This is a genomic window from Odoribacter laneus YIT 12061 (assembly GCF_000243215.1).
In the GTDB taxonomy this organism is placed as follows: Bacteria; Bacteroidota; Bacteroidia; order Bacteroidales; family Marinifilaceae; genus Culturomica; species Culturomica lanea.
Genome location: NZ_JH594597.1, coordinates 310,639 through 331,482, shown reverse-complemented (window position 1 = coordinate 331,482; position 20,844 = coordinate 310,639). Strand labels below are relative to the sequence as shown.

At 41.6% G+C, this 20,844-nt stretch carries 18 protein-coding genes; 9 read left to right on the top strand and 9 right to left on the bottom strand.

Annotated features, from left to right (window positions below; translation table 11 throughout):
* Positions 1–64: 64 nt before the first annotated feature.
* From topA to HMPREF9449_RS13730, 5 genes are all read right to left on the bottom strand, one after another.
* Positions 65–2,470, bottom strand: a complete 2,406-nt coding sequence (topA, locus tag HMPREF9449_RS13750) for a type I DNA topoisomerase (protein WP_009137874.1) — start codon at positions 2,468–2,470, stop codon at positions 65–67.
* Positions 2,471–2,677: 207 nt separating this feature from the next.
* Positions 2,678–3,292, bottom strand: a complete 615-nt coding sequence (locus HMPREF9449_RS13745) for a lipoprotein signal peptidase (RefSeq protein WP_009137873.1) — start codon at positions 3,290–3,292, stop codon at positions 2,678–2,680.
* Positions 3,293–3,332: 40 nt separating this feature from the next.
* Complete coding sequence (locus HMPREF9449_RS13740; protein WP_009137872.1) at positions 3,333–3,713, bottom strand: TraR/DksA family transcriptional regulator; 381 nt, start codon at positions 3,711–3,713, stop codon at positions 3,333–3,335.
* A gap of 81 nt (positions 3,714–3,794) precedes the next feature.
* Complete coding sequence (gene ileS, locus HMPREF9449_RS13735) at positions 3,795–7,223, bottom strand: isoleucine--tRNA ligase (RefSeq protein WP_009137871.1); 3,429 nt, start codon at positions 7,221–7,223, stop codon at positions 3,795–3,797.
* A 206-nt stretch (positions 7,224–7,429) separates the two neighbouring features.
* Positions 7,430–8,692, bottom strand: a complete 1,263-nt coding sequence (locus HMPREF9449_RS13730; RefSeq protein ID WP_009137870.1) for an aspartate kinase — start codon at positions 8,690–8,692, stop codon at positions 7,430–7,432.
* Between the two features lie 309 nt (positions 8,693–9,001).
* On the opposite strand from HMPREF9449_RS13730, the gene HMPREF9449_RS13725 reads away from it, so the two are divergent.
* The 3 genes from HMPREF9449_RS13725 (at position 9,002) to HMPREF9449_RS13720 (ending at position 12,130) form a co-directional block, all read left to right on the top strand.
* Positions 9,002–11,065 (top strand): acetate--CoA ligase family protein, encoded by a 2,064-nt coding sequence (locus tag HMPREF9449_RS13725; protein ID WP_009137869.1) that lies wholly within the window; start codon positions 9,002–9,004, stop codon positions 11,063–11,065.
* 1 nt (position 11,066) lies between these two features.
* Positions 11,067–11,231, top strand: coding sequence for a hypothetical protein (locus HMPREF9449_RS16620; RefSeq protein WP_009137868.1), 165 nt, complete (start codon positions 11,067–11,069; stop codon positions 11,229–11,231).
* Between the two features lie 293 nt (positions 11,232–11,524).
* Entirely contained in the window at positions 11,525–12,130 is a 606-nt protein-coding gene (locus tag HMPREF9449_RS13720) for a flavodoxin (protein ID WP_009137867.1), read from the top strand.
* 22 nt (positions 12,131–12,152) lie between these two features.
* On the opposite strand, the gene cobC is transcribed toward HMPREF9449_RS13720, so the two are convergent.
* Genes cobC through cobU form a run of 4 tightly spaced genes read right to left on the bottom strand, consistent with a single transcriptional unit; the run spans position 12,153 to position 15,038 of the window.
* Positions 12,153–12,680 (bottom strand): alpha-ribazole phosphatase family protein, encoded by a 528-nt coding sequence (cobC, locus tag HMPREF9449_RS13715; RefSeq protein ID WP_009137866.1) that lies wholly within the window; start codon positions 12,678–12,680, stop codon positions 12,153–12,155.
* Positions 12,681–12,683: 3 nt separating this feature from the next.
* Complete coding sequence (gene cobS / locus HMPREF9449_RS13710; protein ID WP_009137865.1) at positions 12,684–13,430, bottom strand: adenosylcobinamide-GDP ribazoletransferase; 747 nt, start codon at positions 13,428–13,430, stop codon at positions 12,684–12,686.
* A gap of 4 nt (positions 13,431–13,434) precedes the next feature.
* Positions 13,435–14,475: a nicotinate-nucleotide--dimethylbenzimidazole phosphoribosyltransferase gene (cobT, locus tag HMPREF9449_RS13705; RefSeq protein WP_009137864.1), complete on the bottom strand. Its 1,041-nt coding sequence runs from the start codon at positions 14,473–14,475 to the stop codon at positions 13,435–13,437.
* Between the two features lie 32 nt (positions 14,476–14,507).
* Positions 14,508–15,038 (bottom strand): bifunctional adenosylcobinamide kinase/adenosylcobinamide-phosphate guanylyltransferase, encoded by a 531-nt coding sequence (gene cobU, locus HMPREF9449_RS13700; protein WP_009137863.1) that lies wholly within the window; start codon positions 15,036–15,038, stop codon positions 14,508–14,510.
* Between the two features lie 338 nt (positions 15,039–15,376).
* Between cobU and HMPREF9449_RS13695 the strand changes: the two genes are divergently transcribed.
* The 6 genes from HMPREF9449_RS13695 (at position 15,377) to rimM (ending at position 20,550) form a co-directional block, all read left to right on the top strand.
* Positions 15,377–15,931, top strand: coding sequence for a histidine phosphatase family protein (locus tag HMPREF9449_RS13695; protein WP_009137862.1), 555 nt, complete (start codon positions 15,377–15,379; stop codon positions 15,929–15,931).
* On the top strand, positions 15,909–16,919 hold the full coding sequence (locus HMPREF9449_RS13690; protein WP_009137861.1) for a pyridoxal phosphate-dependent aminotransferase: 1,011 nt from the start codon (positions 15,909–15,911) through the stop codon (positions 16,917–16,919). Before HMPREF9449_RS13695 ends, HMPREF9449_RS13690 begins: the two co-directional genes overlap by 23 nt.
* Positions 16,909–17,853 (top strand): adenosylcobinamide-phosphate synthase CbiB, encoded by a 945-nt coding sequence (gene cbiB / locus HMPREF9449_RS13685; protein WP_009137860.1) that lies wholly within the window; start codon positions 16,909–16,911, stop codon positions 17,851–17,853. The genes HMPREF9449_RS13690 and cbiB overlap by 11 nt, the downstream gene beginning before the upstream one ends.
* Positions 17,854–17,977: 124 nt before the next feature.
* Entirely contained in the window at positions 17,978–19,240 is a 1,263-nt protein-coding gene (locus HMPREF9449_RS13680) for an Nramp family divalent metal transporter (RefSeq protein WP_009137859.1), read from the top strand.
* A gap of 193 nt (positions 19,241–19,433) precedes the next feature.
* Positions 19,434–20,006 carry a 30S ribosomal protein S16 gene (locus tag HMPREF9449_RS13670; RefSeq protein WP_009137858.1) on the top strand — a complete coding sequence of 191 codons (573 nt, stop codon included), beginning with the start codon at positions 19,434–19,436 and terminating at the stop codon, positions 20,004–20,006.
* A 7-nt stretch (positions 20,007–20,013) separates the two neighbouring features.
* The gene (rimM, locus tag HMPREF9449_RS13665; RefSeq protein WP_009137857.1) at positions 20,014–20,550 is read left to right on the top strand and encodes a ribosome maturation factor RimM; all 537 of its coding nucleotides are present in this window, start codon (positions 20,014–20,016) and stop codon (positions 20,548–20,550) included.
* The last annotated feature ends 294 nt before the right edge of the window (positions 20,551–20,844 follow it).

Sequence of the window (20,844 nt, the reverse complement as noted above, 5' to 3'; positions counted from 1 at the left end):
AATTGTTTCTCCACGAACAGAAGATAAACCACTATGCTGTTTTTCTATCGGAAGGGATAAAAAATCAGCGATCAGTCGTATCTTCTTTTTTCGTTTTTTTCGCTTTTGTGGCCTTGACAGTTGTTTTAGTATTCGTTTTTTTACTTTTTGCTGAGGCTTTTGTTGTGCGGGATTTTACTTTGGAAGAAGTCGTTTTTTTCGAATTTTCTTTTTCAATAATTGTCTGACATTCTTCTTGGGTTAATTCTTCCGCTTTCAGGGTCTTGGGTATTTTGAAATTCTTTTTTTCATAACTGATATAAGGGCCGAATCTACCGTTCAGGATCATGATGCCGTTGGCAAATACTTTGATTTGTTTATTTTTATCGCTTTCCCTTTTTTCTTCGATTCGTTGAATCGCAGTCTCCAGGGAAATGCTGGCTGGGTCATCCTCTCCTTTTTTCAGAGAAACGAAAGAATTGTTGTGTTTGATATAAGGGCCGAATCTGCCGATCCCGACGCTGACTTCTTTGTCTTCAAACATACCGAGTTTCCGCGGGAATTTAAATAGCTCCAAGGCTTCTGCCAAAGTGAGGGTTTCCATTAGCTGGCCTTTGCGCAACCCAGCGTAGCGCACCTTTTCTCCTTCACCTATTTGTGCCATAGGCCCGAACCGTCCGATCCGTACAGATACCGTTTCGCCGCTGACCGGGTCCGTTCCCAAAACTCTTGCTCCCGTATTACGCTCTGAATTTTTAAGCGTTTTTTCAATATTGTCGTGGAAAGGACTGTAAAACTGGCCGATCATTTTCTGCCATTCTATATCCCCTTCTGCGATATCATCCAGAGCTTCTTCTGCCTGCGCAGTAAAATTGTAATTCATAATATTGGGGAAATGGCTGTCCAGAAAGTCAGTGACCACCATACCCATATCGGAAGGGAATAATTTTTTCTTTTCAGTACCAAATGTTTTTTTCAGCGTAAATACCTGAATACTGTCTTCTTTCAATTCCAGTTGCTGGATTTGTTTCTCGACGCCTTCTCTCGATTCTTTGATAATATAGCCACGGTTTTGAATAGTCGTAATCGTGGGTGCGTAAGTAGAAGGACGGCCGATCCCCAATGTTTCCATTTTTTTTACCAGACTGGCTTCTGTGTAACGGGGAGGGTGTTGGGTATATTGTTCGGTAGCTGTGATGAGCTTACGGTTCACGACATTTCCTTTGTTGATTTGCGGGAGTAAGGTCGTTTTTTCATCGTCGTGTTCGTCGTCATGTGATTCTCTGTACATACGCAGAAATCCGTCGAAAATGACTACTTCGCCGCTGGCCATAAAAGGTATTTCGCTTCCGGATACCCGGATAGTGATGTTTGTCTTTTCTAATTCTGCATCAGCCATTTGGGAAGCAAGCATCCGTTTGTAGATTAACTCGTATAGGGCTTGTTCGTTTCTGTCTCCTTCGATAGCAGTTTTGTCCATATAAGTCGGACGAATGGCTTCGTGAGCTTCCTGGGCGCCCTTACTCTGGGTAGTAAACTGCCTTGATTTGGAATATCTCTCTCCCAATGTCTGGCATATCACTGCTTTTGCACTTCTTATGGCGAGGTCCGATAAGTTTACGGAGTCCGTTCGCATATAAGTAATATATCCTCTCTCATAGAGTTTTTGAGCTACAGCCATCGTCTGCGAAACAGAAAATCCCAGTTTCCGGGAAGCTTCCTGTTGTAAGGTAGAGGTGGTAAAAGGAGGGGAGGGTTTGCGAACCGAAGGTTTTGTCTCTACCTGACTGACAGTAAACTGCGCTTTTTTACATATTTCCAGAAATTCCAGCGTGTGTTCTTTGGTATCGAAGCGTTCTTCGACATCTGCTTTGAATTCTGCTTGCTCTGCAGCGGTTTCGAAAATTCCGTTTACTTTATAATACTGTTGTTCTTTAAAAGCATTGATTTCTCTTTCCCGTTCTACGATTAGTTTTACGGCTACGGATTGCACCCGGCCGGCAGACAGAGAAGGTTTTACCTTTTTCCAAAGTACGGGGGAGACCTCGAAACCTACTAACCGGTCCAGTACCCGACGGGCTTGCTGGGCGTTTACCAAGTTACGGTCGATATTGCGGGGATTTTGAATAGCATGCAGGATCGCATCTTTCGTGATTTCGTGGAAGACAATTCGCTTTGTATTTTCCGGCTTTAATTTCAGTGCTTCGAAGAGATGCCAGGCAATGGCTTCTCCTTCCCGGTCCTCATCGGAGGCCAGCCATACCGTTTTAGCTTCTTTGGCTAAAGCTTTCAGTTCCTTTACGACAGCTTTTTTGTCGGCAGATATTTCGTATTTAGGTTGAAAATTATTTTCAATATCAATGCCGAGATCTTTTTTTTCCAAGTCCCGGATGTGCCCAAAACTGGATTTAACGGTATAATTACTACCCAGAAAACGCTCAATTGTTTTGGCTTTTGCCGGGGACTCCACTATGACCAGATTCTCAATCATGCCTTTGTATTAAATCAGCTATATATTTTGCGTATAGTCTACGTCAAATTTATAATTAAAATTTCGGCTGCAAACCTACGGAAAAAAAACTAAAAACTAAAAAACAATGAACTAAAACTTGAAGGCAAGCGAATTAAGAAGTTGTCCGGAAAGGATAAAGTTTGCTTTTCGGGAATGCAAGTCTATTGAAAGACAGAAATCCTGGGTTTAAGCTTTTTTACCGGTAAAAAATTTACGGTAAAATAAAATTAAAAGGATAACGCCTATTGTAATATAAGAATCGGCTATATTAAAAATCGGTCGGAAAAATACAATATAATCGCCTCCCCAGATCGGTATCCAGTGGGGTAAAAAACCTTCGTATAAGGGGAAATAGAGCATATCTACGACTCTTCCGTGTAAGAACGGGGCATATCCTCCTCCTTCGGGCAGAAAAGAGGCTATCTGGCTGTAACTGTCATTAAACAGCAAACCGTAAAACATACTGTCGATAATATTTCCGATGGCTCCGCAGAAAATAAGTGCAAAAGAAAAGATTACGCCGGTAGGGGCTTTTTCTTTCAATAATTTCAGTATATACCAACCAATTCCGGCGACGGCAATGATCCGAAAAATACTTAAAAGCGTTTTACCGGTTTTTCCGCTCTCCGATGCCATTCCGAAGGCCATTCCATTATTTTCGATGAAATGAATTTTAAACCACTCGCCGAAAACATTGAATTCGTCTCCGATCATCATGTGGGTTTTTATCCAGATTTTCACCACTTGATCTATTGCCAATAAAGCAATGATAAAAATAATCAGTTTTTTTTGCACGCTCATCCCTGATAATTGAAAATTTAGAATCTCAATCGCTAAGCGATCAAGATTCTTGTCCTTCTTTGGCTTCCATGCTTAAAGTGGCATGCGGAACAGCCCGTAATCTTTCTTTGGAAATCAGCTTTCCGGTCACCCGGCAGATGCCGTATGTTTTGTTTTCGATTCTGACTAATGCTGCTTCCAAATGAGAAATGAACTTCGCCTGTCTTTGAGCCAGCCGCCCTGCTTCTTCCTTGGACAATACCGAAGCACCTTCTTCCAGTACTTTAAACGTAGGAGAAGTGTCGGCTATGTCGTTCCCATCACTACCGGAGATAACGGCCTTCAACGTTTCATAGTCTTTTTTGGCCTTACTGAGTTTTTCAAGAATTATTTCTTTAAATTCCTGCAGCTCCTCATCTGAATATCTGGTTTTTTCTGCCATAGCTTTTGAATTTTTATCCGAAAAGAGAATTATAAGGTGTCATTAAAATGTCATTCTTATACTTTTCTTCTTCTCCGGAGGTTACACTTTTTCAATTTTAATATAAGTCGTCATATCGTCTATTTCGACTTCTTTTGCATTTGTATCTATGGTATCCGTTAGATTCACGCTTTCGGCCAGCACCTGACTGGCAATATAGGTTGAAAAATTCTCTACAGCTTCGTTGATCTGAGCATGTTTTCCAATGTATAAACGGATTTTATCTGTCACATCAAAGTTACTTTCTTTTCTCAGGTTTTGAATCCTGTTGATGAATTCCCGGGCGATACCTTCTTCTTTTAATTCTTTCGTGATATTGATATCTAAAGCGACTGTCACTTTTCCTTCGTTGGCCACTAACCAACCCGGTATATCTTCTGAGAGAATTTCCACATCTTCCAATCCCAAAGTTAATGTTTCATCGTCGAATTGCAATTGAAATTCACCTTTTTTCTCAAACTGGAAGATATCATTTTGATTCATCCCGGCGATAGCGGCCGAAATCTGTTTCATGTATTTCCCGTATTTCGGTCCTAAGGTTTTGAAATTGGGTTTGATTTTCTTTATCAAAACGCCGCTCGTATCTGTAATATACTCAATTGCTTTTACATTTACTTCTGAAAGTATGATGTGTTTCACGGCTTCCAGTTGGTGTTTCATGTCTTCGTTCAGAAGGGGAATCATCAGTTTACTCAGCGGTTGTCTGACGCGGATTTGTACTTTCCGGCGTAGCCCCAATACCATGGAGGAAATCTGTTGTGCCAATTGCATGCGTTCTTCCAGCTGAGTGTTGATTAAACTCTCGTTGGCTGTCGGGAACTGGGCCAAATGTACACTGCTTTTATAATGTCCGCTGACTTTATTCAGGTCTGTAAAGAGTTGCTCCATATAAAAAGGTGCGATAGGCGCAGCTAATAAAGCAACGGTTTCCAAACAAGTATAAAGGGTTTGATACGCTGAGATTTTGTCGGTAGAATATTCTCCACCCCAATATCTTTTACGGGACAGGCGTACGTACCAGTTGGATAAATTTTCGATCACAAAATCCTGTATCGCTCTTCCTGCCCGTGTAGGTTCGTATTTTTCATAGGCTTCTGTCACTTCTTTGATTAAAGAATTGAGCAGGGAAAGTATCCAGCGGTCTATTTCCGGCCGTTCGCTAATCGCTATTTCTGCCTCGGCATAATGAAAATGATCTACATTGGCATAAAGGGCGAAAAATCCGTAAGTGTTGTATAAGGTGCCAAAAAATTTCCGTTTTACCTCATCTACTCCGGCAATATCGAATTTCAGATTATCCCAGGGTTGAGAATTGGTAATCATATACCATCTGAGCGGATCCGAACCGAATTGTTCAATCGTAGTGAAAGGATCGACGGCATTGCCCAGACGTTTGGACATTTTATTGCCTTTCGCATCCAGCACTAACCCGTTGGATATAATATTTTTGAATGCTACGGAATCAAAAGCCATCGTGGCGATGGCATGCAACGTAAAAAACCATCCCCGCGTCTGGTCGACTCCTTCTGCAATAAAATCTGCCGGAAACCGACGGTGTTCGTCTATATCTGCCTGGTGTTCGAAAGGATAATGCAATTGTGCATAAGGCATCGCCCCGGAATCAAACCATACGTCGATCAGGTCTTTTTCCCGGATCATTTTTTCTCCTTTGGAAGAAACCAAGATGATATTGTCAACATATGGCCGGTGCAGATCGATCTGATCGTAGTTTTCTTTAGAATTGTCTCCGACGGTAAAATTCTTATAGGGGTTTTCTGACATAAAACCGGCCTTCACCGACTTATCGATTTCCGCTATAAGTTCTTTAACGGAACCGATGCATTTCTGTTCGCTCCCGTCTTCGCTGACCCAGATCGGCAGAGGAGTTCCCCAATAACGGGAACGGGAAAGATTCCAGTCCACCAGGTTTTCCAGCCACTTCCCGAAACGTCCTTCTCCTGTGCTAGCCGGTTTCCAATTGATGGTACGGTTCAGTTCCAGCATCCGCTCTTTTACAGCTGTAGTGCGGATAAACCAGGAATCCAGCGGATAATACAATACCGGTTTATCGGTACGCCAGCAATGCGGGTAACTGTGAACATGTTTTTCTACCTTGAAAGCTTTGTTTTCTTTTTTCAGCATGACGGCGAGGTCTACGTCCAGGGTAGCATCTTCTTCCGTCAGGTTCGGATCGTAAGCATTTTTGACAAAACGTCCGGCATATTCCTGGTATAAGGTTTGATTGACATTTGTCTTTAAAAAGTCGGGATCTATCTCCTCCAGAAGATAGAAACGTCCCCGTTTATCTACCATAGGTTGTTTATTGCCCTCTTTGTCAATCAGCAACATCGGTGCAATTCCGGCGATCTTAGCTACCCGGTCGTCATCTGCACCGAAAGTCGGAGCAATGTGTACGATACCCGTACCGTCTTCCGTGGAGACATAATCTCCTGTGATAACCCGGAAAGCATCTCCTTCCGGACGCATCCAGGGTAAAAGCTGCTCGTAACGGATGCCTTCCAATTCCGAACCTTTGAATTCACCAGTTATTTTATAAGGGATCAGTTTTTCTCCGGGCTGATAATCTTCCAGGGGAATTTCAGCCGCTTTCGGATTGAAAAAGGCATTGAAACGATCTTTTGCCAGTACGACGGTAACCGGATTAAACGTATACGGATTATAGGTTTTTACGACCAGATAATGGATGGCAGGCCCTACCGCTAAAGCCGTATTGGAAGGTAAGGTCCAGGGCGTAGTGGTCCAGGCGATAAAATGTACGGCATCGGTTTCTTTGAATAATTTTTCCGATACTTCGTTTCGTACGATTTTAAATTGAGCCACGCAGGTTGTATCTTTTACATCCCGGTAACATCCCGGCTGGTTCAATTCGTGGGTACTTAAACCGGTACCGGCAGCCGGGGAATAAGGTTGGATGGTGTAACCCTTATACAGAAAACCTTTGTTGTAAAGTTTCTGAAGGAGGAACCATAATGTTTCGATATAACGGTTGTCGTAAGTGATATAAGGATTATGCATGTCTACCCAATACCCCATTTTCTGGGTCAATTCTTCCCATTCGCGGGTAAATTTCATAACATCTTCCCGGCATTCCTTATTGTAATCCGCTACACTGATACTTTTTCCGATCGCTTCTTTGGTGATGCCCAATTTCTTTTCTACTCCCAATTCCACGGGCAAGCCATGAGTATCCCAACCTGCTTTCCGCTCTACATAAAATCCCTGAAGCGTTTTATAACGGCAGATCACGTCTTTAATTGTCCTGGCCATTACATGATGAATACCCGGCATACCGTTTGCAGAAGGAGGTCCTTCGTAAAATACGAAAGAGGGATGTCCTTCCCGGGTTTTCAAACTCATTTCGAATGTCTTGTTTTCTTCCCAAGTTTTTAAAATGTCTTTGTTCACTTGTGAAAGATCCAGACTTTTATATTCAGGGAATTTTTTCTCCATGTGTCTCTATTTTTATAATTTCTGATATCCTTTGTATATGTTTCTACAGGTCATTTTATGACCGGTTCCTGTTATATTAAAAATGATTTTTGCAAATAGGTTGCAAATATATGATTTTTAATTGAAGATCATATAATACCCTCTCTTTTTTCCGTTTCTGCCATTTTAAATAACAGGGAAAGATATTGAATGTCCGTCTTCCGTTTTTATTCTTCTTTTCTCACGACAAAACGCGCTGTAAGTCTGCTGCGTTGCTCGACTAGAGTAGGGGTATCTCCGATCAATTTGTGAATAATTTCTTCTGTATAATGACGAATTGTGATTAAGCGTACATTTTTATTGTATAAGACTTCATATTCGTCTTTCAGTTCATGGATAAAACTGTTGAAGATCGCTTCATTGTTGTCGATACAGAAAGAAAAACTGATAGCAGAGTTTTGCATCAGATTTAATTTTAAGCGGTATTTTGCTAAAGCTCCGAAAATGCGGCTCAACTTTTCTTCTGCAATAAAAGAAAAATCGCGGGGAGTAAGGGTCAATAAAAGCTGATTATCTTTATTGATATAAATCGGGGGTAATTTTAATTTCTCTTCCAATTCCCGGATAACGGAGCCGTGTTCTTCTTTATGCAGAAAGGATTTTACAAATAGAGGGATCTTTTTATTTTGTAAAGGTTTGATGGTTTTAGGATGTATGACTTTTGCACCGAAATTGGATAATTCTATTGCTTCCCGGTAGGACAATTTCGGTAGGACTTCTGTATCTGTATATAGTTTGGGATCAGCGCTCATGATGCCCGGTACATCTTTCCAAATGGTTACGTTTTCTGCGTCTAACAAATTAGCTAATATTGCTGCCGTATAATCGGAACCCTCCCTTCCCAATGTAGTTGTTTGATTGGTGGAGGTTCCGGCAATAAATCCTTGGGTAAGATACATAAAAGTATCCTGAAAAGTAAACGTTTTATGACAGAGAAGATTCGAAAGTTCGATATTTACGTTCGCATTCCGATAGGTTTCGTCGGTTTTCAGGCATTTGCGGATATCAATCAGTTTTATTTTACGTCCTTGTTTATTTAAATAAGCTCCCACTATTGCGGAAGAGAAAAGTTCTCCGAAAGAGACAATACGGTCGTATTCATAATCGTAACTCAAAGAGGGTTCGCTGTTGAGAATTTCTTCTAATTCCTGAACGAGCGTATCTAAACGGGTATAGATTTCTTTTTCCTGATCTCCGAAGAGTTGAGAGACGATATTCCGATGAAAGTTTTTGACGTCTTCCAAGGCCGTCCAAGCCTCTGCGGACTTATGAAAATAATAATTGCATACTTTTTCCAGGGCATCGGTCATTTTACCCATGGCCGATACGACAATGATCAGATTTGTTTTTTGGGTATTCAGTATTTGTAGGAGATTTCTCACACCTTCTGCGTCCCGGACAGAGGCACCTCCAAATTTAAAGACGTTCATAAGATAGAATTTGATGACAAAAGTAAGGATTGTTTTGGAATATGAAAAGCCGAATTTTTAAAATCGCTTTTGTGGGTCTAGGCGATTGTATCTGTTGACTTTTTTATAAAGGAAGAGGGGAAAAATCGAAATAAAACTAAAATTCTTTGTGTACAAACGTTTGCACTTTAAGACGGGTAATTATATCTTTGTTTGCTTTAAGTTCATTGACTTATTTAGTAAGTAGGTAAATGATTTAACGACAGATTATTCATGTAGTGAAGAAAGAGTCAACCGGGAACGGATATTTATTAAAAAATACAAAAATATATGATCAACGAACAATTATTGAATCCTTCCGGCATAGTGGTCGTCGGCGGGTCAGACGACATCCAGAAACCAGGAGGGAAAGTGTTGAGAAATTTATTGGATGGAGATTTTAAAGGCAGGTTGTATGTCGTCAATCCGAAAGTGGATGAAGTGCAAGGTGTAAAGTCTTATCGGAAGGTAGACGATTTACCACAGGTGGATTGTGCTATATTGGCCATTGCGGCAAAATATTGTCCGGACGCTGTTGAAGTGTTGGCAAAACAAAAAGGAACGAAGGCTTTTATTATTTTGTCAGCCGGTTTTAGTGAGGAGAATGCGGAAGGTGCAGCCTTGGAATCCAGAATTGTAGATACGGTGAATTCAGTCGGAGGGGCTTTAATCGGTCCGAATTGCATTGGGGTATTGACAACCCATTACAATGGTGTTTTTACAACTCCTATTCCGGCCTTGGATCCTCGTGGTGTAGATTTGATTTCCGGTTCCGGAGCTACAGCTTTGTTTATTATGGATGCCGGTATGCAAAAGGGAGTGAAATTTTCCAGTGTGTTTTCAGTAGGAAATTCAGCCCAGCTGGGAGTAGAGGAAGTTTTGGAGTATTTAGACGAATCTTTTGACCCGGAAAAGAGTTCCCGGGTAAAATTATTATATGTGGAAAGCATTGCTAAGCCTGAAAAATTATTGAAGCATGCTTCCTCTTTGATTCGGAAAGGTTGTCGCATTGCGGCTATAAAGTCGGGAGGATCGGCGGCGGGTAGCCGTGCAGCTTCTTCCCATACGGGGGCTTTGGCCAGCTCGGATGTAGCGGTGGAGGCTTTGTTCCGGAAAGCCGGTATCGTCCGTTGTAATGGCCGGGATGAGCTGGCTACGGTAGCGGGAATTTTCATGTACCCTCCTTTACAGGGAAAAAATATGGCGATCGTGACTCATGCGGGAGGACCTGCTGTTATGCTGACGGATGCGTTGTCCAATGGAGGGATGGAAATTCCGCACTTGGAGGGAGAGAAAGCCTTGCAATTGTTAGAGCAGTTATTTAATGGATCATCCGTTGGGAATCCGATCGATTTTTTAGCAACGGGAACGGCGGAACAGTTAGGGATTATCTTAGATGCCTGTGAGCGGGATTTTGATGCGGTAGACGGAATAGCGGTCATTTTCGGAAGCCCCGGCTTATTTCCGGTTTTTGATGTTTACGATATGCTGGACCGGAAAATGAAAACGGCTCGTAAACCGATTTTTCCCATATTCCCTTCGTATACGATCGTAAAGGAAGAAATTAAGGCTTTTGCAGACAAAGGGCGGGTCTACTTTCCGGATGAGGTACTTTTTGGGAACGCTTTGGCCAAAGTATGGCATACAGCAGCTCCCCAACCGGAAAATCCGGTATTGCCGGCAGTAAATGTTCAAAAAATCCGGGCGATTATAGATCAGGCCGGTAACGGTTATCTGGCCCCTGAACAGATTCACGGTTTATTGGATGCAGCAGGAATTGAAAGGGCAAAAGAAGGGGTGGCCGATCAGGAGGAAGATTGTGTGAGGTTAGCTACTGAAATCGGCTATCCGCTGGTGATGAAAGTGGTGGGTCCTGTTCATAAATCGGAAGTAAACGGAGTGGTCTTACATGTGAAAGACGAGCAAACGGTTCGGAGGGAATTCCGGCGTATGATGCAAATTAAAGATACCTATGCCGTGATGCTGGCGCAGCAGTTGAGTGGAACGGAAGTCTTTATCGGGGCCAAACGGGAGCAGAAATTCGGGCATATGGTATTATGTGGTCTGGGAGGAATTTTTATTGAAGTACTCAAAGATGTAAAGGCCGGTTTAGCACCTCTTTCTTGTACAGAAGCCCGGGAAATGATCCGGCAGCTGAAGTCGTATAAGATCATTCAGGGAGTAAGAGGGCAGGAAGGTGTGAATGAAGCTAAATTTGCAGAAGCTGTGGCCAGAATTTCGGTATTGGTGAAAATAGCACCGGAAATATTCGAGATGGATTTAAATCCTTTATTGGGAAATAAAGCGGGGGTTGTAGCTGTAGATGCAAGAATAAGAATAGAAAAAGAAAATTAGTATGAAGAAGTGGAGAGAGTACAGTGCTTCGGAAAAAAGAATGCTGGTCGTGTTGGGGATATTGATCCTTTTGATCCTCCTCACTTTTGGAAGAGTAAGCCAGGGAGTGCAGAAAGGAATGAGTCGTTTTTTTTCTGATTCGGCCGATACGGTACAAGTAAAATAAGAAAATCTTCTGTTTTATAAAGCCGGGAATTGGAAAAGATCTCTTCGAGAAGAAGAGTGTCTTTTCGGATTCCCGGCTTGTTGTTTGGGAAAAATTTTGCAACCGTTTTCATTGGATTGTCGTATGAAATGTAAGTTAAATCTTTTAAAATGACGGATATTTTCTATAAAAAGCAGATTTGAGAATATTCATAAATTTAAATGTAAAAAGCAGAAGGAGGAGGACCTAAAAGTTCTTTTACCTTTATACTTCATCCGGGATGTTTTAACTTTATAACTTTAATATACAGAACTATGCAAGACAATCAAAAAGAAGAAAAGCCCCAATTGACAGCCGATTTGGAAGGAAATTACCTATTAGATAAAAAGAGCCGCGATTTAAAGGGGATCGGATTATTTTATGCTCCTTCAGGTGGGAATGTGCATAAAGTGGCAAAGCGGATCAAACAAAGAATAAAAGATCAAGCGGTAGATATGTTTTATATTCAGGAGATCCGTCCGGAGAAATTTTTGGATTATCAAAACTTAATACTGGTTTCTTCTACTTTGGGAAAAGATGCCTGGAACAATGATGAAACAGATGAGTGGGCTGCTTTTTTACCGGGTTTACAAAAAATAAATCTGGAAGGCCGGCGTGTCGCTTTGGTCGGATTAGGAGATCATATAAAATATCCCAATAATTTTGTCGATGGAATGCAGGATTTAGCGGACTTGGTGAGAAAAAATGGGGCCTTGTTAGTCGGTAAAACTTTGCCGGATCACTATACGTTTACTATGTCCCGGGCCGTTGAAAAGGGGCAATTTGTCGGTTTACCTTTAGACGAGGACAATGAACCGGAAAAAACAGATGCACGGCTTGACAGATGGCTGAAACAGGTTTTGCCGGAATTGACAGCATAAGGGAAAGAAGAGAAGGATGATTTTATATTTGTATATCACTTCTGCCCCCATAAGGAATATCTTTGCTGAAAGCCTCTGTAAAGGAAATCATTCCGGCATAAATATGGGCGCAACGGATCGTACCACTATGGACAAAAAGGCAAACATGACGAAAAGGCTTTTGCCTGAGTTCATCCAAAAAACGTCTTACCCGTTGGTATTGATTCATAAAACTTTCTCCTCCTCCTGCAGGAATGTGAATCCAATTAGAATACCATTCCTGTAGGAGAGGGTCTTGCAGAGTGGCCCAGTTTTGCATTTCCCAGTTTCCAAAATTTAGTTCTTTTAGCCGTTCATCCAGGATAGGATGCGGATATCCACAATAGGCGGATAATTTTGTACAGCGGGACATAGGACTGCTATAAACCGCATCAAACTGTTCCTGGGCAAGATTTTGTGCAACTTCTCTGGCTTCTGTCGGGAAGGAGTTCGCTACGTTCACGTCGGTAAAGCCGTAAATTGTTCCCGTTTCCACAGCAACGGAGGTATGACGGATAAGTGTAACTTGCATGACTTACCAATAATAAATAATAATACAGCCTAAATAGAAAGATTGTTCGATAATCAGCACACTGGCTCCACAACAATCTCCGGTATATCCCCCGATCTTTTTTTTCAGATAAATACGGAGTGCTATAGTTACAAATACAGCAGGAAATAAAGCCAATAAAAAAAAGGGGTCTCTTAAAAATAAAAAGGGAATCAGGCATAAAAAGGCTATAAACAAGTATTCTCCCCAATGAATTTTCCGGTAAATTAATTTTGTTTTACTTTCTTCTGCTTTACGTACATAACCCAGAGTACCGATCATGATAGAAGCACATAATTTGGATAATACATCGGCGGCCAGGATGACGGGTAAAATGAGGTAAGGGTCGAAGGAAGCCAGGAAAGATACATAGGTCAGGAAATAGAGGATCAGCCCGATTGTCCCATAACTTCCGATGTGAGAATCTTTCATAATGGTTAAAATTTGCTCTTTACTGTTTCCTCCGCCGAAGCCATCCAGAAAATCTGCCAGTCCATCTTCGTGTAAGGCCCCTGTGAGTAAAAGGCGGGAGAGTATAGCGATAACGGAAGCCGGTAAAAGGGGCATACACAAAGATGCAAGCCAATACGTGCCTAGGGTGGTGAAGCCTGTTACGAATCCCACTAAAGGCCAATATTTAAGGGTATCCGAATAATAGCGGGGATCTACTTTTATGATTCTCCATAAAGGCAGGCGGGTGAGCATCATCAGTGAAGCCAGAAATCCTTTCATGTTTTTAATCGAAATATTTGGTAACGGCCGCTTTTTTAAAATCATTCATTTCGTTGATCATCCGGATTGCCGAATCAATAATGGGATAAGCGCAGATAGCGCCTGTACCTTCTCCCAAGCGTAAGCCTAAAGAAAGCAAGGGACGGGCATTTAAATATTCCAATACCATTTTATGACCGTATTCATCTCCGCAATGTCCAAAAATGCAATAATCTAAGACTTCCGGATAAAATTGCCGGGCTGCTAAAATACAATTTGTCATGATGAAGCCATCTATGATAATTACCATTTTCAGCTCGGCGGCTTTTAGCATACCCCCTATAGCTGCCACCATCTCATAACCGCCAAAATAACGTAAAATGTCGGTAACTTCCCCACTGCCCTTGTAACGATCCACCGCTTGTTTTAGAACCTTATATTTGTGTTGTATTCCCGCATTGTCCAGTCCGCTTCCGGCTCCTACACATTGTGCCAGAGGGATGCCTGTGAGGTAATGCATCCAGATAGAAGAAGTGGATGTGTTGGCAATTCCCATTTCTCCAAAACTGAGAATATTCGTTCCTTCCCGGTAAATTTGTTCCGTGATTTCTGCACCGATGCCGATGGCCTGGTCGAATTCTTCCGGCGTCATGGCAGCTTCGTATAGGTAGTTGCGTGTTCCTTTACGGATTTTTCGGTCAATCAAACCAGGCAAGTCTTTATAATCGTAATTTACACCGCAATCGACAATTTTTAAAAGAAAGCCGTGTTGTCTGCAAAACATATTAATACCCGCTCCTCCTTTCAGAAAATTAGGAATGGCTTGTGCTGTTACTTCCGGAGCCGAAAAACTTACCCCTTCTTTGACGATGCCGTGATCTGCTGCGAAAATAATATTCTGCGGTTTGTGAAGTGCGGGGGAGAGCGTTTGTTGTATCCTGCCGACCTGAACGGCGAGTTCTTCCAGACGCCCTAAGGAGCCTTTCGGTTTCGTGAGATTGTTGATTTTATCGATTAAAAGAGGTACAATAGTTGTATCGGGAGATTGAATATTAAATTTTTGCATGATGTTTGTTTTTAAGATTCAGGATTCGTCTTTTATTGGGAATCTACGGATGTTTTTATTTTTACGGGAATACCTGATACCATAAATATGACTTCATTTGCCTGTTGAGCTACATATTGATTCATCCATCCCTGTAAATCTGTAAAACGACGCTGGAGCAGATTGTCGGCAACTCCTCCCATCCCCAGTTCGTTCGTTACAAAAATAAACGTCGCTTCCTGGGCTGTAAATTTATCAAATTCTGTTTTTAGAGCAGAAAGAGATAAGTCGATATCGGAATTCAAGTCAAAAAAGAAATTGGTACTCCACAAAGTAAGACAGTCGATCACAATTACCCGTTGGGGAAGCGAATGCCGGCTCAGGTATTTCTCTTCTTCTATATTCGTCCATTGCGGCCCGCGATCTTCTTGATGCCTTCGGATTCTTTCGCGATACTCTTCGTCCCATACCCGCGAGGTAGCTAGATATACCGGATTTTTTGACCATTGCAAAGCCAATTTCTGGGCATAACTACTCTTGCCGGATCGTTGTCCGCCTGTAATGAGGATGATTTTTTTATCCATTTTTTAATGAATTTTTCAGGTAGTAAAGATATAAAATCATTTCAGAATTGGTGGAATTGTAAAAATGTTTAAATGTGAAAATGTAAATGTGTCAACAGAATGGATATTTTCTGACAGAAGCGGCGGAATATTTCCGGGATGAACAGAACGAAAATCATTAATTATTCTCTTGCTTCTTGGGGCTGTAAGGGTGTTGACCAGCGAGCTGCGGGTGGATGTCCTTCAGTTACTGAATATCGTTCCTCCCAGTCTTTCTCGTATATTTACACCTTTCGAAGAAAATTTCTGGAATTTGAATTAAAATGTTTGTTAACTTTGCCTCCGATAAATTAAAAATCATGATTCAAACGACCCATTTAATTCTGACCCGTCATGGGGAAACGCTGGAGAACAGACAGGGAATTATGCAAGGACATATGCCGGGTACCCTGTCCCCCTTGGGTATTCAGCAGGCTAGGGATTTAGCTGACAGATTAAAGGAGGAAAAAATGGATGCAATTGTTTGCAGTGATTTGGCGAGAAGCTATGATACGGCGAAAATAGTGGGTGACAGCCGGGGATTAGAGCCCAGGCCTGTTGCTTTGTTGCGGGAAATTGATTGGGGAAAATACGCCGGAGGAAAATTAGCCGCTATTGATTGGACACGTTTACCGGAAGGATGTGAGACCTTGGAGAATTTAATGGGAAGGGCCCGGAAATTTATGGCTTGGGTTTGTAAGGAATATCCGGGCCGACAGGTATTAGTGGTAGGGCATGGGGCAATCGACCGGGCGATTCTGGCTTGTTGGGAAGGAAAAACGGCTATGGAAATGGCAGAAATGCCGATTATGCAGAATACTTCTTTTATCAGATTGAATTTAAAAATCGGTTATGATACACGGACATGGGGATGATGTTTATCGTTTTGAAGAGAAAATTCAGGCCAATTTCTCTACAAATGTTTGGTATGGTACAGATGTAAAACTTCTACGTCAGGTATTGAATGAAAATGCGGACGCTGTTTTACATTATCCAGAACCGGATGCTGCATCTTTCCGGGCGATTGTAGCAGCAGAACATCGGTTGGCTCCGGAATCCGTCCTGGTGGGAAATGGAGCCACTGAATTGTTTTACCTGATCGCCCATGCTTTTGCCGGTGTCCATACAGTGATACCCGTACCTTCTTTTGCAGAGTATGAAGACGCTTCTTCCTTATATGACCATCACATTTGTTTTCTTTCTGGTGAAGAAGTAGAAAATATACCTGTACATACGGGATTGATGTTTATCTGTAATCCTAATAATCCGGATGGCCGGATTTGGGAAAAGGAGAAAATCCGGTTTTTATTGGAAAATTATCCGGATATGACGCTGGTGGTGGACGAATCTTTTATTCATTTTGCTCCCCTGGCCCAGTCGGCTTATCCCCTTATTGAAAAATATCCCAATTTATTGGTCGTAAGATCGATGACGAAAAGTTTTGCCATCCCCGGATTACGATTAGGGTATTTATTGGGAGAAGCGCGTTTGATTGAATTTATCGCTTGTTATAAACAGCCGTGGTCGGTCAATGCCTTAGCAATTGAAATGGGAAAATATTTGTTACAGCATGCCGGTTATTTTTTGCCGGATGCCGGAAAATTGAAAGAACGCCAACGGGCTTTTGCTGCGGAACTGGCTACGATTCCGGGATTTTATCCTTTGGATTCCGCTACTTCTTTTTTTCTGGTCCGGACGGATTACGATTCCCGTAAATTGAAAGAAACCTTATTAAAAGAAGGAATTTTAATCCGGGATGCTTCTAATTTCAGGGGATTGGATGCTCATTATTTTCGGATAAACACCTTATCAGAAGATAAAAATCGATTGTTAATCCACGCATTGAAAAAATATGCAGAATAGTTTTTATGAGGTAATCATTCCTTTAGTGGCAGGTTATGGTTTGGATTGGGTGCTGGGAGACCCGCGCAAACTACCTCATCCGGTTGTACTTTTCGGAAATACGATCGCTTTTGCTGAAAAAACGTTGAACAAAGGAAAGTGCCGGAAAGGAAAAGGAGCATTGGTTGCTTTGGGATTACCCCTTTTGACAGCCGGAATTTTTTGGGGAATAATGGGAGGATTGAAAAATGGGGGAATAGGTTGGTATTGTTTTGCAGCAACTATTTTTGTATTTTACGGTTTGGCGAACCGGAGTTTAATCCGGGAAGGACGAGAGGTTATTGATACGTTGGAAAAACAGGGACTGGAAGCCGGACGTCGGCGGCTGTCGTGGATTGTGGGACGGGATACTTCTGCTTTATCCCCCAAACAGATTTATACGGCAGTATTGGAAACCATGGCGGAAAATTTAAGTGATGGAGTGGTGGCACCTCTGTTTTATTACGCTTTAGGAGGCGTTCCTGCTATGATGACTTATAAAATGATCAATACGTTGGATTCGATGATTGGCTACCGGGATGAGCGTTACCGGGATTTCGGTTGCTGGGCTGCCCGTTTGGACGATGTGGTGAATTATATGCCGGCTCGTTTGACGGCCTTGTTGATGATTCTGATAAGTCATCGCCGGGGATTATTACGGTTTGTATTCCGCAACGGTAGTAAACATGCCAGTCCGAATGCCGGTTATCCGGAAGCGGCAATGGCAGGCATTCTCAATTGTCGTTTTGGGGGGTCACATCTCTACCACGGTTTACTTATCAGAAAGCCCTATATAGGGGAAAACAACCGGAATCTTTGCCGAAGGGATTACGCACGGGCTGTCCGGATAAATGAAGGGGTGACTTTTTTGACCGTTTGCCTGATTGTCATGAGCTATTATCTGATTTATTTTTAAAGGTAAACCCTTGGAAAAGAGAGAAAAATTGATTTTAACCACTTATAGGCCCTTTGTCTGGTTGGGAAAAAAGGGGCGGAGGATACTTAACGAAATGAACTTTTATAAAAAATAGTCGTATTGTATGTTTAAATATATTCGGAAAACATTGGAAACGGCTAGGCACCGTCCTCGTTTTGGAGGGTTGGAAATATTGAGATACATAGGTCCGGGATTATTGGTGACAGTAGGGTTTATCGATCCCGGGAATTGGGCGTCAAATCTGGCAGCTGGTGCGGATTATGGCTATGCTCTTTTATGGATGGTATCTTTGTCCACTATTATGCTGATTATCTTACAGCATAATGTCGCGCATTTGGGGATTGCCACAGGGCTTTGTTTATCGGAAGCAGCTATGACTTATTTGAAGCCTCGTTATGCCCGTCTGACCTTGATTTCTGCCATGGGGGCTTCTATTTCCACTTCTTTAGCTGAAATTTTGGGAGGTGCTATTGCTTTGGAAATGTTGTTTCGTATCCCGGTACGGATAGGGGCGATCCTCGTTGCCATTTTTGTCGTCATCCTGTTGTTTACGAATTCTTACCGGGTGATTGAGAGATGGATAATCGCTTTTGTTTCCATTATCGGCTTATCTTTTATTTACGAACTTTCTTTGGTACATATTGAATGGGGAGAAGCGGCTTGGGCTTGGGTTACCCCCTCTTTCCCGGAGGGGTCTATGGTCGTGATCATGAGTGTATTGGGAGCTGTGGTGATGCCGCATAATTTATTTTTGCATTCTGAAGTTATTCAAAGCCGGCAATGGAACTTGGAAGATGACAAAATTATCCGCAAACAGATGCGCTATGAATTTTGCGATACATTCTTATCCATGATGATTGGTTGGGCCATTAACAGTGCTATGATTCTGTTAGCTGCTGCTGCTTTTTTTAAGAACGGAACCACTGTAACTGAATTGCAGCAAGCGAATACCCTTTTACAACCTTTGTTGGGGAATAATGCAGCTGTGATTTTTGCCGTGGCTTTATTATTTGCCGGAGTGGCTTCTACCATTACTTCAGGTATGGCTGCCGGCTCTATCTTTGCCGGTATATACCGTGAACCATACGATATTCAGGATACTCATTCCCGTTGGGGAGTGTTGCTGTCCTTGATAGCGGCATTGCTGATCATTATGGTGGTTTCGAATCCTTTTATGGGTTTGATTTATTCTCAGATGATACTGAGTATCCAATTGCCGATTACTATCTTTTTACAGGTGTATCTCACTTCCTCGGAAAAAGTGATGGGTAAATATAAAAACCGTACTTCTACAAAATGGATTTTATATTTTTTGGGAGGAATTGTGACATTACTGAATCTTATGCTATTGATTAGTTTCTTTTGATGTTGTAAAATTGCTTTGAAGTCCCTTGTTCTGTTCCTGGCCGGAAGCAGTAGTCCGATAATAAAAAAGAGCTTTTCCGTGTTTTTTTTCTTTTCCCGGAATCTTTTTTTATTCTCTTTTTTGTTTTCTTTTTTTTCCTTATCTTTGCCGCTCCTATCGGGTATAGGAAAGTATTCATTTAAAAATTAGAAAAATGTCAACTAAAATCAGATTAGCGAGACACGGACGGAAAGGACGTCCATTTTATCATGTAGTGATAGCTGATAGCAGAGCGCCACGGGATGGCAGGTATATTGAAAAAGTAGGAACATATGATCCGAATACGAATCCGGCTGCTATCAATCTCAATTTTGACAGAGCTTTGTATTGGCTGATGGTAGGTGCTCAACCGACGGATACAGCTAAAAGAATTTTATCCTACAAAGGGGTTTTGATGAAAAAACACCTGTTGGAAGGAGTAAAGAAAGGTGCTTTTGACGAAGCTGCTGCTGAAGCGAAGTTTGAAGCCTGGATGAAATCAAAAGAAGCTAAAATCCAAGAAAAGATTAGTAAATTAGCCCAGGAAGGGGATGCTGCTGCTAAAGTAAGATTAGAAGCTGAAGCTAAAGTTCGGGCTGCTAAAGAAGAAGTTGTAGCTAAAAAACGGGCTGAAGCAGAAGCCGCTGCCGCTGCCAAGAAAGCAGAAGAAGCTGCTGCTGAAGCTGCTGCCGCTCCCGCAGAAGAGGCTGCTGAAACAGTTGCTCCTGAAGCTCCAGCTGCAGAATAATAGTTCTATGATCCGAACAGAAGATTGTATTCCGGTGGGGAAAATTATAAAATCCCATAATTTACAAGGAGAAGTTGTAATTTTTACCGAAAATGATCTTTTGGAAGAATATGCAGAGGAACCGGTGTTTATTTCCTTGGAAGGAGCACCGGTTCCTTTTTTTATAGCAAATGAAGGAATATCGGTGAGAAACCGTAATACTTATATCGTTAAATTTGATTTTGTCGATACTTTGGAACAAGCAGAACGCCTGATTGGACACGAAGTACTGCTTCCGAAAAATTTATTTCCGGAAATAGAAGAAGACGGTGAAGCTGATGTCGACATAGAGACTTTGAAGGAATTTGAGGTGGAAGATGAAAGGAGCGGCCGAACGGGGCGGCTTCTGGACGTGGCCGATTATTCCGGTAATGTTGTTTTTACAATAGCTATTTGGGATAAAGAAATTCTTTTACCTTTTTCTGAAGACTACATAAAACGGATCGATTTCGAAGAAAAAAAGTTGATCGTTTTTATCCCCCAAGAAATTATAGATCTTTATTAAATCCTCTTTTATTTACTTTTTGTTTACCTAAAGTTGCAAAGAATAAGGACAAATGACTTGATCTGCAACGAATAGGATATTTACTGCTGTATATAAAGAATTCCATTTTTTTTGTTTTACTTTTAAATGCCAAATATTTTTTTGGAAAACTTTTTTGTAGTTAAAAAATGTTATATTCATGATTAATAAATACTTATAAAAAATAATAGAAAACTTTCAAAAAAAATATCGTTATTTTATTATACGAAATAGAACTTTTTATACCTTTGTTCCATAGGCTATAACTAAAAATAT

Bases quoted from the DNA above. Each gene is read 5' to 3' on its own strand.
- topA (WP_009137874.1), bottom strand. From the start codon at position 2,470: ATGATTGAGAATCTGGTCATAGTGGAGTCCCCGGCAAAAGCCAAAACA.
- HMPREF9449_RS13745 (WP_009137873.1), bottom strand. From the start codon at position 3,292: ATGAGCGTGCAAAAAAAACTGATTATTTTTATCATTGCTTTATTGGCA.
- HMPREF9449_RS13740 (WP_009137872.1), bottom strand. From the start codon at position 3,713: ATGGCAGAAAAAACCAGATATTCAGATGAGGAGCTGCAGGAATTTAAA.
- ileS (WP_009137871.1), bottom strand. From the start codon at position 7,223: ATGGAGAAAAAATTCCCTGAATATAAAAGTCTGGATCTTTCACAAGTG.
- HMPREF9449_RS13730 (WP_009137870.1), bottom strand. From the start codon at position 8,692: ATGAACGTCTTTAAATTTGGAGGTGCCTCTGTCCGGGACGCAGAAGGT.
- HMPREF9449_RS13725 (WP_009137869.1), top strand. From the start codon at position 9,002: ATGATCAACGAACAATTATTGAATCCTTCCGGCATAGTGGTCGTCGGC.
- HMPREF9449_RS16620 (WP_009137868.1), top strand. From the start codon at position 11,067: ATGAAGAAGTGGAGAGAGTACAGTGCTTCGGAAAAAAGAATGCTGGTC.
- HMPREF9449_RS13720 (WP_009137867.1), top strand. From the start codon at position 11,525: ATGCAAGACAATCAAAAAGAAGAAAAGCCCCAATTGACAGCCGATTTG.
- cobC (WP_009137866.1), bottom strand. From the start codon at position 12,680: ATGCAAGTTACACTTATCCGTCATACCTCCGTTGCTGTGGAAACGGGA.
- cobS (WP_009137865.1), bottom strand. From the start codon at position 13,430: ATGAAAGGATTTCTGGCTTCACTGATGATGCTCACCCGCCTGCCTTTA.
- cobT (WP_009137864.1), bottom strand. From the start codon at position 14,475: ATGCAAAAATTTAATATTCAATCTCCCGATACAACTATTGTACCTCTT.
- cobU (WP_009137863.1), bottom strand. From the start codon at position 15,038: ATGGATAAAAAAATCATCCTCATTACAGGCGGACAACGATCCGGCAAG.
- HMPREF9449_RS13695 (WP_009137862.1), top strand. From the start codon at position 15,377: ATGATTCAAACGACCCATTTAATTCTGACCCGTCATGGGGAAACGCTG.
- HMPREF9449_RS13690 (WP_009137861.1), top strand. From the start codon at position 15,909: ATGATACACGGACATGGGGATGATGTTTATCGTTTTGAAGAGAAAATT.
- cbiB (WP_009137860.1), top strand. From the start codon at position 16,909: ATGCAGAATAGTTTTTATGAGGTAATCATTCCTTTAGTGGCAGGTTAT.
- HMPREF9449_RS13680 (WP_009137859.1), top strand. From the start codon at position 17,978: ATGTTTAAATATATTCGGAAAACATTGGAAACGGCTAGGCACCGTCCT.
- HMPREF9449_RS13670 (WP_009137858.1), top strand. From the start codon at position 19,434: ATGTCAACTAAAATCAGATTAGCGAGACACGGACGGAAAGGACGTCCA.
- rimM (WP_009137857.1), top strand. From the start codon at position 20,014: ATGATCCGAACAGAAGATTGTATTCCGGTGGGGAAAATTATAAAATCC.